The 14,352-nt window shown below is 62.6% G+C and carries 15 protein-coding genes; 13 read left to right on the top strand and 2 right to left on the bottom strand.

All coding sequences use genetic code 11. The features are described from left to right. The first annotated feature begins 75 nt into the window (after positions 1-75). The 3 genes from EE36_RS01450 to EE36_RS01460 all read left to right on the top strand — a co-directional run bounded on the left by EE36_RS01450 (position 76) and on the right by EE36_RS01460 (position 1,498). Positions 76-429, top strand: coding sequence for a PRC-barrel domain-containing protein (locus tag EE36_RS01450; RefSeq protein ID WP_181358616.1), 354 nt, complete (start codon positions 76-78; stop codon positions 427-429). A gap of 167 nt (positions 430-596) precedes the next feature. After that, on the top strand, positions 597-1,088 hold the full coding sequence (locus EE36_RS01455; RefSeq protein WP_005848748.1) for an MgtC/SapB family protein: 492 nt from the start codon (positions 597-599) through the stop codon (positions 1,086-1,088). Positions 1,089-1,201: 113 nt separating this feature from the next. Then, positions 1,202-1,498 carry a hypothetical protein gene (locus tag EE36_RS01460; protein WP_005848750.1) on the top strand — a complete coding sequence of 99 codons (297 nt, stop codon included), beginning with the start codon at positions 1,202-1,204 and terminating at the stop codon, positions 1,496-1,498. An 82-nt stretch (positions 1,499-1,580) separates the two neighbouring features. On the opposite strand, the gene EE36_RS01465 is transcribed toward EE36_RS01460, so the two are convergent. Continuing rightward, positions 1,581-2,249, bottom strand: a complete 669-nt coding sequence (locus tag EE36_RS01465; RefSeq protein WP_005848752.1) for a L,D-transpeptidase — start codon at positions 2,247-2,249, stop codon at positions 1,581-1,583. 228 nt (positions 2,250-2,477) lie between these two features. Here EE36_RS01465 and EE36_RS01470 point away from each other — a divergent pair, with 228 nt between their 5' ends. From EE36_RS01470 to EE36_RS01515, 10 genes are all read left to right on the top strand, one after another. Further along, the gene (locus EE36_RS01470; RefSeq protein WP_005848754.1) at positions 2,478-3,155 is read left to right on the top strand and encodes a gluconate 2-dehydrogenase subunit 3 family protein; all 678 of its coding nucleotides are present in this window, start codon (positions 2,478-2,480) and stop codon (positions 3,153-3,155) included. 3 nt (positions 3,156-3,158) lie between these two features. Then, positions 3,159-4,940: a GMC family oxidoreductase gene (locus tag EE36_RS01475; protein ID WP_005848756.1), complete on the top strand. Its 1,782-nt coding sequence runs from the start codon at positions 3,159-3,161 to the stop codon at positions 4,938-4,940. Positions 4,941-4,955: 15 nt separating this feature from the next. Beyond that, positions 4,956-5,702 carry a c-type cytochrome gene (locus EE36_RS01480; RefSeq protein ID WP_005848758.1) on the top strand — a complete coding sequence of 249 codons (747 nt, stop codon included), beginning with the start codon at positions 4,956-4,958 and terminating at the stop codon, positions 5,700-5,702. A 45-nt stretch (positions 5,703-5,747) separates the two neighbouring features. Then, positions 5,748-6,365: a DedA family protein gene (locus tag EE36_RS01485; RefSeq protein ID WP_005848760.1), complete on the top strand. Its 618-nt coding sequence runs from the start codon at positions 5,748-5,750 to the stop codon at positions 6,363-6,365. A 77-nt stretch (positions 6,366-6,442) separates the two neighbouring features. Then, a complete protein-coding gene (locus EE36_RS01490) occupies positions 6,443-7,843 on the top strand; it encodes an APC family permease (protein ID WP_005848762.1) in 1,401 nt (466 codons plus the stop codon). Positions 7,844-7,854: 11 nt separating this feature from the next. Beyond that, positions 7,855-8,841 carry a cytochrome c oxidase subunit II gene (locus EE36_RS01495; RefSeq protein WP_005848764.1) on the top strand — a complete coding sequence of 329 codons (987 nt, stop codon included), beginning with the start codon at positions 7,855-7,857 and terminating at the stop codon, positions 8,839-8,841. Continuing rightward, the gene (ctaD, locus tag EE36_RS01500) at positions 8,838-11,405 is read left to right on the top strand and encodes a cytochrome c oxidase subunit I (RefSeq protein ID WP_005848766.1); all 2,568 of its coding nucleotides are present in this window, start codon (positions 8,838-8,840) and stop codon (positions 11,403-11,405) included. Before EE36_RS01495 ends, ctaD begins: the two co-directional genes overlap by 4 nt. Continuing rightward, positions 11,402-11,809: a hypothetical protein gene (locus EE36_RS01505; RefSeq protein ID WP_005848768.1), complete on the top strand. Its 408-nt coding sequence runs from the start codon at positions 11,402-11,404 to the stop codon at positions 11,807-11,809. Before ctaD ends, EE36_RS01505 begins: the two co-directional genes overlap by 4 nt. Further along, the gene (locus EE36_RS01510) at positions 11,806-12,390 is read left to right on the top strand and encodes a cytochrome c oxidase assembly protein (RefSeq protein ID WP_005848771.1); all 585 of its coding nucleotides are present in this window, start codon (positions 11,806-11,808) and stop codon (positions 12,388-12,390) included. Before EE36_RS01505 ends, EE36_RS01510 begins: the two co-directional genes overlap by 4 nt. A 13-nt stretch (positions 12,391-12,403) precedes the next feature. Then, positions 12,404-13,468 carry a c-type cytochrome gene (locus EE36_RS01515; RefSeq protein ID WP_005848772.1) on the top strand — a complete coding sequence of 355 codons (1,065 nt, stop codon included), beginning with the start codon at positions 12,404-12,406 and terminating at the stop codon, positions 13,466-13,468. Between the two features lie 15 nt (positions 13,469-13,483). Here the strand turns inward: EE36_RS01515 and EE36_RS01520 are convergent, their stop codons facing one another. Next, positions 13,484-14,167 (bottom strand): YrbL family protein, encoded by a 684-nt coding sequence (locus tag EE36_RS01520; protein ID WP_005848774.1) that lies wholly within the window; start codon positions 14,165-14,167, stop codon positions 13,484-13,486. Positions 14,168-14,352: the final 185 nt, after the last annotated feature.

Consider the following 14,352-nt stretch of genomic DNA (forward strand, 5'->3'; position numbering starts at 1 on the left):
GCCGAAGGACGCGGAACCGCCGCGCCGCCTCTGTCGTTTCAACTACAGGTAACCACAACACAGGAGAGTTTCGACATGACTGCGACATCACATTCTAGCCTCGTATCTTCCTCTGACGTGAATGGTACGACTGTTTACAGCCGCGACGGCACGCATATCGGGTCCATTGATCATCTGATGATCGACAAGCAATCCGGCAAGGTCGCCTATGCCGTGATGGGCTTTGGCGGATTTCTGGGCCTGGGCGAGGATCACCACCCCGTGCCGTGGGGCAAGCTTGAATACGACACCGCCAAAGAAGGCTTCGTGACCGACATCACCGAAGAGCAGGTTAAAGGCGCACCAACCCGCAGCGACGGTTGGGTGACAGACCGCGAATGGGAACGCCGGACCCACGAACACTATATGGTGCCGAACTACTGGATCTGATCCACAGAAGTTAACAACCGCAGGCCGTCCCCACATCGGGGGCGGTCTTTTTCTGTCACCGCCCTATATCCAGACCAATAGCTTTCAAGAGACCGGATTGCCCCCATGCCCAGTTCCGCCCCCTGCCCCCCTCACCCGCACCCGTCTTGCGCGCAGGAGACACGCTGATGTGGGAGGATCTGCTGAACGAATTCTCCCTCGCTCCCAGCCTGCCCCTGTCCGTCGTTGTGGCCCGCACCCTTGCGACGGTGGTATTCTGCGGTCTGATCGGGCTTGAACGCGAAACCTCCAAACGGCCTGCGGGTCTGCGCACGCATATGCTGATCGGTCTCGCGTCATGCATTTACTGTCTGCTGACCCTCGCCCTGCTCGCCCGCAGCGCCGAATTCGGCGATACCATCCAGATGGACCCCCTGCGTATCATCGAGGCGGTGACCAGCGGCGTCGCTTTCCTTGCCGCGGGGCTGATCGTCTTTTCCCAAGGCAAGGTGCGCGGCCTGACCACGGGGGCCAGCATGTGGGTCGCCGCCGCCGTTGGCGTGGCCTGCGGCTTGGGCGAATGGACGATTGCGGGCATGACCGTAATCCTCGCGCTGATCATCATCGCGCTGGTGCGCAAGCTTGAAAAACGCGCAGGCACCTATGAAGAGCACGACTAGTCGCGGCCATCGGCAGCAATGCAACAGTTTGTGACCCAGAAACACGCGCCCTTGTTTTACAACCTCGGCGAAATACCCTAGCTGCATAGCAAATTCATATGAGGAATATCACGATGAGCGTTCGGGTTTGGATTGCAGGCTGTGCCGTTTTGGCGCTGGCTGCTTGTGCGGATGTACAGACCACCACTGACAAGATGACAACGGACGACGGGTTCTTCAAGGAACTGCCCGAAGGGGTGCGCCTGGTGGCTGCCAAGAACCAGGATCTGACCGCTGTTAAGATCGACCCCAGCAACGGGTGCTACGTCTATCGCTACCGCGGGCCGGTCGAAACCACCTTCCTGCCCCTGCGCGCCGACAATGGCCGCCCGATCTGCACCCAAACGATCGCGGCTGCTGCGGCGGGCTAATCGCGCCCCGCGTCGTGACGTAAAAAGGCCGCCCGAAGCATCTCGCTTCGGGCGGCCTTTTCATGTCTGCAAAGGTCCGGACTTAGGTCGCAGCCGTCACCAGCTCTTCTGGCGGGTACAGGACCGCGCGCGATCCGGTGTTCACGTTCTCGTACAGATCGTTGATATGCGCCATGATCATCCGCACGCAGCCAGAGCTTGCACGCCCCCCGATCGATTGCGGGTTAGGCGACCCGTGGATGCGCAAATAGGTGTCGCGGTTGCCGACGAAAAGATACAGCGCGCGTGACCCCAAGGGGTTCTGCGGACCTGCGTCCATCCCATCGGCGTGTTGTTCATAAAGCTCTGGATCGCGGCGGATCATGTTCTGCGTCGGCGTCCAGGTTGGCCATTTCGCCTTGCGCTTGATCGAATAGGTGCCGGGCTCGTACAGGTCACCCCGCGCAATCGCCACGCCATAGCGCATGGCGGTGCCATTGTCCTGAATATGGTACAGATACCGCGCGACCGCATCGACGTGGATATCGCCCGGCGTCAGACCGGGGTTCGCCTCTACCAGTCGGGGCAGAAAGCGGGGCGCGACGCCCCAAGGGTTCGTCGTTGCAGGATCGTAGCCCGCAGGCGTTACCTGCGCATCCCATGCGTCCCACATCGACTTGTCTGTTGTCGCAGCGGCGGCGAGACTGGGGGCCAGAGGGGCAGAAAACAACGCGGCAGCGGAGCTGGTGATAAAATGGCGTTTGGTCAGCATGCGTGCACGCTCCTATTTAGTTAGTGCTTGACGATGTAACCCCCAATAGCGCGACCCTGTTCCCAAGAACCAGTCACATGGCTGTGTGAGTTTGTTTCGGCCCGCGCAAACTAGACCGCCCCCGGCAGAAATGCCACGACTAGTTTCGCCAAAATTTTTTGCAAAATCGCGGAACATCTCGCTCACGCGGGCGTTATTTAGACAAATGACCAATCATTTGGGTTTCGTATGCCAACGTATTCCAGACGATCAGTTCTATTCGGCTTCGGTGCCGCAGTCGGCCTTGCGTCCCTGCCGCGTCATGCCTTTGCCGCTCTTGATGGCACCCCGTTCACCTTCCTGACCGATTCCGAGGCCCGAAGCCTCGCACTGCTGTGTGACACGCTGATCCCGCAAGATGATTTCCCCTCGGCCAGTCAGGCCGGCGTGGTCGATTTCATCGACCTGCAACTCGCGGGCGGATATGGGCGCGGGGAACACTTGTATATGGACGGGCCCCACCCCCAAGGCACGCCCGAGCAAGGCTACCAATCTCCCCTACGCCCCGCCGAGCTCTGGCGCGAGGGGCTGGCGGCAATGCAGACCGTCATCGGCCCGCTTGACGGACAACCGCAATCCGCGCTCGACCAGCTGATGACCGACCTGTCCGAGGATAGGCCCGCGCTCGCCGGTCGTGTCGGGGCAAAAACATTCTTTACCGAACTCCACGCCCTGACGAACCAGGGCTATTTTGCCGACCCGATCTATGGCGGCAACAAGGGCTATGCCGGTTGGCATATGGTCGGCTTCCCCGGGGCCTTCGGCTATTTCACCGACACGGTCGACGCCCACAATCGCCCCTACCGGCAGCCCCCCATGGGCATCGGGCATCAACCGGGTACAAGCGACTTCAACTGGGAAAGGTAGATCATGGCACGGCGGCTGGCGAAAACAGATGTGGTCATCATCGGGGCCGGTTGGACGGGTCTGACAGCTGCATATGAACTTGCCCATGCTGGCAAACGCTGTGTGGTGCTGGAACGCGGATCCTACCGCCACGACGCCGATGATTTCGCCGCGCCCAAGGAACATGATGAACTGAAATATGCGGTGCACCACGCGCATATGATCAACACCCGCAAAGAGACCCTGACCTTCCGCAACAACGCCAGCCAACAGGCGCTGCCGATGCGCAGGCTCGGGTCGTTCCTGCCCGGTGTCGGGCTTGGCGGCGCGGGTATCCACTGGAACGGCCAGCTTTGGCGGCCCCTGCCCTCCGACCTCGAAATGCGCAGCCACTACGAGAACCGCTATGGTGCCGACTTCATTCCCGATGATCTGAATGTGCAGGATTGGGGCGTCACCTATGACGAGCTTGAGCCTCATTTCGATTTTTACGAGAGAATCTGCGGCACCTCCGGTACAGCGGGCCAGATGGCAGACGGCCCGCGTGAAGGCGGCAACCCCTTCGAAGGGCCCCGCAGCGCCGATTATCCCAACCCGCCCATGCGCCAGCCCATCGGCCCGACCAAATTCGGCGAGGCGGCGCAGAAGCTCGGCTATCACCCTTTCCCCCTGCCCGCCGCCAACGCCACCAAGGAATACACCAACCCCTACGGAGCCAAGCTGCATCCCTGCACCTATTGCGGCTTTTGCGAACGCTTCGGCTGCGGCTACTATGCCAAGGCCGACCCGATCATCTGCGTCTATGACCAGATCAAATCCCACGAGAATTTCGAGATCCGCTATCAGGCACAAGTCTTGCGGGTCGAGAAGTCGGAGGACGGCAAGACCGCCACCGGTGTCACCTATCTGACCGAGGCGGGCGAAGAGGTGTTCCAGCCCGCCGATATCGTCTGCATGAACGCCTATGGCCTGTGGAACGTGCATCTGATGCTGGTCTCCGGTCTGGGCAAACCCTACGACCCGAAAACCCGCACGGGCACCGTGGGGCGGAACTATGCCTATCAGACGATGGCGGGTGTGAACGTATTTTTCGATGATCAGGTGGTGACCAACCCCTTTATGGGGGCGGGGGCGCTTGGCACGGTGATCGACGACTTCAACGGCGACAACTTTGATCACAGCGATCTGGGGTTTCTGGGCGGCGGCTATATCGCCTGCACGCAGACCAATGGCCGCCCGATCAACTACCAGCCCACGCCCGAAGGCACGCCCGCATGGGGCGCCGACTGGAAACGTGCCGTGCGCGAGAATTATCTGCACCACGCCAGCCTGACGGTGCACGGTTCATCTATGGCGACGCCCGATAACTACCTTGACCTCGATCCAACATGGAAAGACGCCTATGGCCGCCCGCTGCTGCGGATGACCTTCAACTTCCCCGAAAACGACCGGCGCATGGCCGACTATGTGATGGGCAAGGCGCATGAGATCGCGCGCAATATGGAGAACGTTAAATCCACCTCCGCTAGCAACCGCGCGGCAGAGGGCAGTGATTATTCCATCGTGCCCTATCAGACCACCCATAACACCGGCGGCACGGTGATGGGCACGGACCCGACCACCAGCGTCGTGAACCGTTTTGGCCAGATGTGGGATCATCACAACGTCTTTGTCTTTGGCGCAGGGCTGTTTCCGCAGAACCTTGGCTACAACCCCACGGGGCCGCTGATGGGCGTCGCCTATTGGACGCTCGATCACATGAAGAACGACTATATCGCCAACCCGCGCCCACTGATGGACGCCTGAAGCAGAGGAGCCGCCATGAAAATCCGTCACCGTCCCCTGCTCTGCCTCGCCCTCGCAGCCTTTTTGCCCGCGCTGGCCACCGCGCAGGCGATCCCTGCGGATCAGCCCTATGGTACGGCGCGCGATCTGTTCAAGATGACGGTCGATACGCCTCCCGACGCCGACACGCTGGCACGGGGGCAGGCGATCGCCCTGCAAGGCGCGGGCGATGTGCAATCCTGCGTGACCTGCCACAGCGTTGATGGTCAGGGGGACGGGTCAGGCAGCTTCCCACGGCTTACCGGACAACCGGCGTGGTACCTTGACAAGCAGCTGGATGACTATGCCAGCGACGCGCGGCCCGACGACCTGATGACGCCCGTCGCGCAATCCCTCTCTGAAGACGACCGCGCCGCGGTCAGCGCCTATTACGCCTCTCTCGCCGCGCCGCTGCGTGTGGCGCGCGGGCAGGTCTCGGTACAAGATATCCAGAAAGGTGCCGCCATCGCGCGGGCCGGATCGCCCGACAAGGGCCTGCCCGCCTGCACCAACTGCCACGGGCCCGACGGCACGGGCAACCCGCCCTCGGTGCCCTATCTTGCCGGTCAATACGCCAACTACATGGTGCTGCAACTGGACCGCTGGAAACGCGGCCAGCGGGACAATGACGTTGGCGGCATGATGTCCGCCATTGCCCGCAAAATGACCCCCGAGGATATGCGCGCCATCAGTGAATATTATGAGCGCGTGGCCAACCCGCTGACGACGAAAGACCCTCAATGACCCTCAACGCCCGCTCCCCCGCAACGCAACAGAACCGGAGGCCCCATGTTTGACTGGATCACCGGCCTGCTGGACGCCGCAGGCTATCTGGGCGTCGCGTTTCTGATGTTCGCGGAAAACGTCTTTCCGCCCATCCCGTCCGAGCTGATCATGCCGCTGGCAGGGTTTCTGGCCTATCAGGACCAGATGAACTTTGTCGGCGTGGTGATCGCGGGCAGCATCGGGTCGCTGGCGGGCACCTACCTCTACTACATCATCGCGCGCAAGATCGGGCACGACCGCGTGCGGCACCTTCTGGAAAGGCATGGCCGCTGGCTCACCATGTCCCCCGAGGATCTTGACCGCGCGTCGGACTGGTTCGACCGCCACGGCAATCTGGCCGTGCTCATGGGGCGCATGGTGCCCGCGATCCGCACATTGATCTCGGTGCCCGCGGGGCTGACGCCGATGCATCACCTGCCGTTTCTGGCCTTCTCGCTGGCGGGTACGGTGATCTGGAACACATTGCTGACCGGGCTCGGCTACGCGCTCGGGTCGCAATACGATCTGGTCGCGGACTACATGAACCCCGTGTCCAACGTTGTCATCGGCGCCTTGGTGCTGACCTACATCTACCGCGTGATCCGCAAGAAAGGCGGCAGCGCACAAGACGCCACGGGCTAGCCGTCGCTACGGGCGTGAACTGGTGACGGCTGTGATGTCGGGGCCACGCCCCCGGCAAGGGGGGAAGGGAGTGTCCCATGACCAAGGATGTTTCAACAACGCCGGATCAAGACGGCGAGAAAACCGAACTCAAACGCGTGATGGGGCCCGGCTTGCTGCTGCTTTTCGTGGTGGGCGATGTCTTGGGCACAGGGATCTACGCGCTCACAGGCGAAGTCGCGGCAAAGGTCGGCGGCATTGTCTGGCTGCCGTTCCTCGTGGCCTTTGTCTTGGCCACCGTGACCGCTTGCAGCTACCTTGAACTTGTCACCAAATACCCCAAGGCCGCCGGTGCCGCGCTTTATACGCAAAAGGCCTTTGGCGTGCATTTCCTCACCTTCCTCGTGGCCTTCGCTGTGATGTCGAGCGGGATCACCTCGGCCTCGACCGCCTCGCAGGCTTTTGCCGAGAATTTCGGGAAAAGTTTCGGTCTGGGCGACGGGGCCTTCCTGATCACCGCCATCAGCATCGGCTTTATGGTGCTGCTGGGGCTGATCAACCTGCGCGGCGTCGGCGAAAGCGTGAAGGCAAATGTGGTGCTCACCTGCATCGAACTGACCGGCCTGCTGATCATCATCATGATCGGTGCCGCCGCGCTCATGGGCGGGCAAGGCGATTTCGGGCGCGCGTTCGATTTCAGCAGCGCCGGAGAGCAAGGCCTGTTCTGGCCCGTGATCGCCGCGACCACGCTGGCCTTCTTTGCGATGGTCGGCTTCGAGGATTCCGTGAACATGGCCGAAGAGGCCAAGAACCCCTCGCGCATCTTTCCCAAAGTCCTGCTGGGCGGGCTGCTGATCACCGGCGTGATCTATCTGCTGGTGTCGATCACCGCGATTGCCCTTGTCGACGCAGAGGCCTTGGGCGAAGGGGCCACCCCCCTGCTCAAGGTCGTCGAAGCGGGCGCGCCCTGGTTCCCGCTCAGCGTCTTCGGCATCATCACCATGTGCGCCGTGGCGAACTCCGCGCTGATCAACATGCTGATGGCCAGCCGCCTGCTGTACGGGATGGCGCAGGAAAAAGTGCTGCCCTCCATTCTGGGCAAGGTGCTGCCCAAGCGGCGCACGCCCTATACGGCCATCGTCTTTACCACCGGGCTGGCGATCGCGCTGATCACCTTTGTCGGCGCAGTGCCTGATCTGGGAGGCACCACGGCGCTGCTGCTGCTTGCGGTGTTCACGCTGGTCAATATCGCCGTGCTGGTGCTGCGCAGCGATACGGTAGACCACGACCATTTCACCAGCCCCCTCGGCCTGCCCTATATCGGCGCGATATCTTGCGCCTTTTTCGTCGGCCCGTGGACGGGGCGCGACAGCGTGCAATACCTGATCGCCGCGGTGCTGATCGGCTTGGGTGTCGTGCTCTGGGGTGCGACCGTGTTCTACATGAAATCAAAGGGGCAAGACCCGCTTGCCTCGGACATGGACAAATTGTCAGAGTGAAAGGAGCCCTCTTGCAACACCCTTGGCGCATCTGTGTAATCGCCCCAGCCGCCCTGCTTCTGGCAGGCTGCGAGGGGCGTCAATCCGTGCTTGCCCCCGCCGGTCAGGACGCGTCGGATGTGCTGAACCTCTTTTGGGTGATGCTGGTCGGCGCGGTGATCCTGTGGGGGCTTGTCGCGCTGCTGTTCGTCTATGTCACACGCATCAACCCCGGTGCCATGCGCCGCCGCACCGCCGAGATGCTGATCGTCGGCGGGGGCATCGTCTTTCCCGTGGTCCTGCTGGGGGGGCTGCTGATGTATTCCCTGCCGCTGATGGGACCGACCCGCGCCGAAGGGGACGGGCTGGTCGTGCGCGTCACCGCCGAACAATGGTGGTGGCGCGTCGAATACCAACAGCAGGGGGAGACCAGAACAATCGTCTCGGCGAATGAACTCCGCCTGCCCGCCGGTGCCCGGACCGAGCTTGTGCTGAACGCCCATCGGGTGATCCACTCCTTCTGGGTGCCGGCCCTTGGCGGCAAGACCGATATGTTCCCGGGGCGTGAAACCCGCATGACCCTCGCGCCCACCGATCCCGGCATCTACCGGGGCCAATGCGCCGAATTCTGCGGCGCCTCCCATGCGCTGATGGCCTTTGAAACCGTGGTGATGCCGCCTGATGAATTCGTCCAATGGCTTAGCGCAGAGGCGCGCGATGCCAAGACACCCCAAGGCGCGCTGGCCCAAGCCGGCGCGACCCTGTTCCTTGAGGAAGGCTGCGGCGCCTGCCACACCATTCGTGGCACCAAAGCCATCGGCAAGACCGGCCCCGACCTGACCCATCTGGCAAATCGCCACTCGCTTGCCGCAGGCACCCTTCCCTTGAACGCGCAGGCCATCGCCACATGGATCGGCCACACCGACACGATCAAACCCGAGGTCAATATGCCCACTTATGACTTCCTGTCCGACGACGACCTCGCGGCGCTCGCCGCCTATCTGGGGGGGCTGGAATGACCCGCAGATACCCCGATGTGCTGGACCCCCAAGGCACCTACCCCCCGACCGAGGATATGCTCGCCGAACCCGTCCCGCAGGAGGTTCAGGAGGCGCAGAAAAAACGCCTGCGTGCAGCTTGGAAAACGCCGCAGGGCTGGCGCTACTGGTCGGCGGTGAACAATACCGAGGTCGGCATCTGGTACACGATGACCGCGTTCTTTTTCATGCTCTGCGCCGGTATTCTGGCGGTGCTCATGCGCACCCAGCTTGCCGTGCCCGAGAATGATTTCCTCGACGCCGACCGCTATAACCAGTTCTTCACCATGCACGGCTCGGCGATGATGTTCCTTTTTGCCGTGCCCATGTTCGAGGCGATCTCGATCCTGCTGCTGCCCGGGATGCTGGGGGCGCGCGACATGCCGTTCCCGCGGCTCAGCGCCTATGGCTACTGGTGTTTCCTGATCGGCGGCATCTTTGTCTTCGGGTCTATCCTGTTCGATTCCGGCCCCAAGGCGGGCTGGTTCATGTACCCCCCGCTCGCCACCAAGGAAGAAGGCATCGGCCCCGATGTCTGGCTTTTGGGCCTCTCGTTTATCGAGGTCGCCTCCATCGCCGCGGCGGTCGAGCTGATTGTCGGCGCGCTCAAATGCCGCCCGCCGGGGATGCGCGTCAACATTATGCCGCTTTACGCGTGGTATGTGATGGTCGTGGGCGGCATGATCCTCTTCGCCTTCCCGCCGCTGATCGCGGGGGACTTCCTGTTCGAACTCGAACGGTCCTTCGATTGGCCGTTCTTCGATCCCGTCCGGGGCGGCGACCCGATGCTCTGGCAGCATCTGTTCTGGATTTTCGGCCATCCGGAGGTCTACATCATCTTCCTGCCCTCCATCGCGATCGCCGCGATGATCGTGCCCACCGTCGCACGCACGCCCATCGTGGGCTATTCGTGGATCGTGCTCAGCGCGGTCGGCACCGGGTTCTTGTCCTTCGGGCTGTGGGTGCATCACATGTTCACCACCGGCCTGCCCCAGATCAGTCTGGGGTTCTTTTCGGCTGCATCCGAGGCCGTGGTGATCCCCACCGGCATCCAGCTTTTCGCCTTTGTCGCGACGCTGATGGTGGGACGGGTCAAGATGACCCTGCCGATGCTCTGGATCGCGGGGGCGCTGGCGATCTTTGTGGCGGGCGGTCTGACAGGGGTGATGCTGGCCATCGTGCCCTTCAACTGGCAGGCGCATGATAGCTACTTCGTCGTGGCCCACCTGCATTACACGCTGTTCGGCGGCATGGTCTTTCCGGTCATGGCGGGCGTCTATTATTTCTTCCCGTTCTTCCGCAAAAAGCTGCTGTCCGAAACCCTTGGCCGTTGGGCCTTCTGGCTGATCTTTGTGGGCTTCAACGTCACCTTCCTGCCGATGCATCTGACGGGGCTCAAGGGAATGCCACGCCGGATCTTCACCTATCCGGGCAGCGCGGGCTGGGACTGGCTCAATATGATGTCCACCGTCGGGGCCTATATCACCGCCGCAGGCTTTGCCGTCTTCGTCTACGATCTGCTGCGCCCCAAAGCGTACCAAGGCCAGATCAAGCGCAACCCTTGGGGCGGCGGCACGCTGGAATGGGCCCATGATGTGCCCGAAGAGGCATGGGGCAACCGTTCGGTGCCCTATATCACCTCGCGCTATCCGCTGTGGGACCAGCCCAAACTGGTCGAGCGTATGGACGCGGGCCACTACTATCTGCCCGACGCCCCCGAGGGCAAACGCGAGACGCTGATCACCTCGGTCATCGACGCGAAACCGCTGATGGTGCAGCGCGTCACCGGCCCCGCGTGGATCACCATGCTCGCCGCGTTCTTTACCGGCGGTGCGTTCATCTTCCCCACCTTCCACATCTACGAACCCGCCATCGTCTGCGGTGCCTTCGCCATTGTCTGCGTGCTCTACTGGCTCTGGACCAGCACAGCACAGGTGCCGGATCAGGAACGCAAGGACGTGGGCCTTGGCCTCAGCCTGCCGACCTACGCCTCGGGGCCGACCTCTGTCGGGTGGTGGGCGGTCTGGATCACGATGCTGGGCGACAGCACCGCCTTCGCCAGCCTTGTCTTCGGGTTCTTCTTCTACTGGACCGCGCGCACGGACTTTATCACCATCGGAGCGGACCACGCCACGGGCGCCGCTGTCGCGCTCGGGGTTACGCTGTTTGTCGTTTCATGGGCCGCGACCGTGCTCGCGCGCGAGGTCAATAAACGCAGCCATATCACGCTGGCACGCCTCGCATTGGCACTGGCCGCAACCTGCACCGTCGGCGGGGCGGGGCTGATCATCCTGTCGGTCCTCGATCTTGAGCCCACAACCCATGTCTACCCCGCGACCATGTGGGCGCTGATGGTCTGGCTGGTGGCGCATTCCGTGCTGGGGGTCATCATGCAGCTTTACCCGCTCGCAGGGTCGATCTTTGGCAAGGTGACCCCGCAATATGACGCGGACCTGTGCAACGTCACGCTGTTCTGGCACTTCATGGTGCTGACCGCGCTAGTTACCGGCTTTATTCTGGGCGTGGCCCCAAGGTTGCTGGCATGAACCAGATCTCCACCGAAGAAGAGCAAGAGGAATTCCACGAGGAACAAGACAGCCTCTGGCGGCTCGCCCTCAGCCCCACGCTTTGGGCGCTGCATTTCGTGATCTGCTACGGTGCCACAACCGTATTCTGCGCCGATCACATCCTCGGCGTGGATTACCTTACCACCCTGCGCCTTGGCATCGGGCTGCTGACCATAGGCGTTCTGGCGGCGATCGTCTGGCTGGGCTGGGGCGCGTGGCGGCAATGGGATGTGGTGCGTGACCGCGAATGGGAAAACGACGCGGGCAACAACGAGGACCGCCACCAGTTCATGGGCCACGCGGCCTTCCTGCTGTCGCTGATCTCGGCGGTGGGGGTGATCTATGTCTCGCTCCCCGTGCTCCTGATCGCCAGCTGCGCATGACCCGCGCCGCGACATATCTGGGGTTTGCCCTGCTTGGCCTGCTTTGGCTGGTGCCGCTGGAACGGCTGACCGGCGCCGCCTTCCCCGTCCATATGCTGCGCCATATGGGACTGGTCGCCGTGGTCGCACCGCTGCTCGCCTTCGGACTGGGGGACCGGCTGCGCTGGCTGATGATCTCTCCGCTGATCGCAACGGTGCTTGAATTCATGGTGGTCTGGGCATGGCATCTGCCGCAGCTGCACGGGATGGCCTATCTGCTGCCCGCGGGCTTTGCGCTGGAACAGGGCAGCTTCCTGATCGTCGGGCTGCTGGTCTGGGTCAGCGCCCTGCGCGCACACAACGGGCTGGCAGGGGCCGGATCGCTGCTGCTGACCTCGATGCATATGACCCTACTGGGGGCGCTGCTGATCCTCGCCCCCCGCGATGTCTTTGCCGAGATTTGCGGCCGCGCCGCCGACCTTGGCGGGCAACAACTGGGCGGGCTGCTGATGCTGGGCATCGGCACACCGGTCTATCTGATCGCCGGATTGTGGCTGGTGGGCCGTGACCTGCGAAGCACCGACCCCGCACCCCAAACGTAACGGAGCAAACGCAATGAGAACCGTGATCAAAACCCTGATCGTTCTGGCCCTGCTGGGGGCTGTCGGCGCGGTGACCATCGTGGGGCTGGGGCTGTTCAACGTGTCTGCCCGCGCGGGCCATATTCCGGGCGTGTCCTGGGTGCTGCACACCGCCTATCGCCAGTCGGTCAAACTCCGCGCCCCTGACGCCGAACAGGTGCCCGACCTGTCCGATCCCGATCTCGTCGCCCTCGGCGCGGGGCATTTCGACAGCGCCTGCAGCTTTTGCCACGCCGCCCCAGACCGAATCCACTCCGCCACCGCCGACGCCATGTCGCCCGAACCGCCCCATATCACCGACGCCGTCGCCGACTGGCAGCCGCAACATCTGTTCACCATCGTCAAAGACGGCGTCAAGATGAGCGGCATGCCCTACTGGCCCGCCGAAAACCGCGAGGACGAGATATGGGCCATGGTCGCCTTCCTCACCCATGTCCGCGAGATGGAAGGCGCGGGCTTTGACGCGCTGCTGTCGTCAGACGCACCGTCCGACGACACCGCGCTGACCTATTGCGCGTCCTGCCACGGCGCGACGGGCGACAGCAAAGGCAACGGCTATATCCCCCGCCTCGATATCCTCGACGAAGGGTACATGCAGGGCGCGATCACCGCCTATCGCACCGGCGCACGGGACAGCGGCTTTATGGCCCATGCAGCAACGCAGCTGCCCCCCGATGACCTGACCCGCGTGATCCGCCACTATGCCGCATCCGCGCCCGATGGCCCGACCCCGACGGCCCCCCTGCCCCCGGCAGAGCTTGAGCTGATGGAGCAAGGGGCCGGCGTCGCCGCCATCGGCAATAACGACGCGCCGTCTTGCGCGTCCTGCCACGGCCCCGGTCTGGAGCAGACCAAACCCGGGTTTCCGCGCATCAGCGGCCAGCCGCGCCCCTATCTGGCGCAGCAGCTGAAGCTTTGGCGCGATGGCACACGCGGCGGCGGCCCCCGCAAAGAGCTGATGGAAAAAGCCGCTCGCAATCTGTCAGATGCCGAGATCGACGCGCTGGCGCGGTATTATTCCCAGCTTCCGGCGGAGTAGGCAAAAAGGGTAACCCTAGTTGAGCGCGTCGTAATCGCTGCGCAGAAACATCTTTTTGCGCCGCGACCAATGCAGCCCGACATCGCGGGCCGTCCGCTCCATCCCGCGGTGCAGGGCACGGTGCCGCAGATAGGGCACCCAGCTGCGCAGCTTGATCACATTGGGGTCGCCAAACCCGTCCACGATCAGCGGTTGCCACTTACCCTCCTGCTGTCCCCAGACGATGCTGCGGGAGTTCAACCCCGGGGCCACCACTCCAAGCGCAAAGACCGCGCGCGAGAAATCGTTCAACGCCTTCAGCGCCGCCGTATCCAGCAGATCCCGCGCGACGAATTCGTCCAGCGTCATCCCCAGCCCGCCGCTTTCCGGCCCGACCCGCTGCATCAACAGCCCCAGCCCCATATCCGTCCGCATCACCCCGCTGGTGAATGCAATCGGCGAAGCAATGCCCGCGTCATGGCTGCGAATCCGCACTTCGATGTCATGGCTCAACTGGCGCAACAGCATGCGGTGTCGCGTCGTCGGAAAATGTTTGTAAAGAAACGGTCTGACCCGCCCCGTGTCCGCCGCCCGCAGCGCTTTCATCGGTACTTTCACAACAAGATCATCGGGCGCTTTCACAGCAAAGACCGCCCGGCCCTGCTCTTGTTTAAGCAACGTACCGGTTTCCATATGAAGCAATTCGGCTGACTGTGTCATCTACACTATTTATCTTTAACTGTTGGTACTTACTAAGCAGAGCGTGTCACAGCGCATGCGTAACCTAAAGTTGCGAACACTGTCAAAAATTATCTTAAAAAGGGCGGACGACCGCCGCGGATGCGCAATATTTCGCACAGCGAAATGCTGAGACCCCGCTTGACATTCCCCTGCGGCACTTTGAT

It is taken from the genome of Sulfitobacter sp. EE-36 (genome assembly GCF_000152605.1).
Taxonomy (GTDB): Bacteria; Pseudomonadota; Alphaproteobacteria; order Rhodobacterales; family Rhodobacteraceae; genus Sulfitobacter; species Sulfitobacter pontiacus.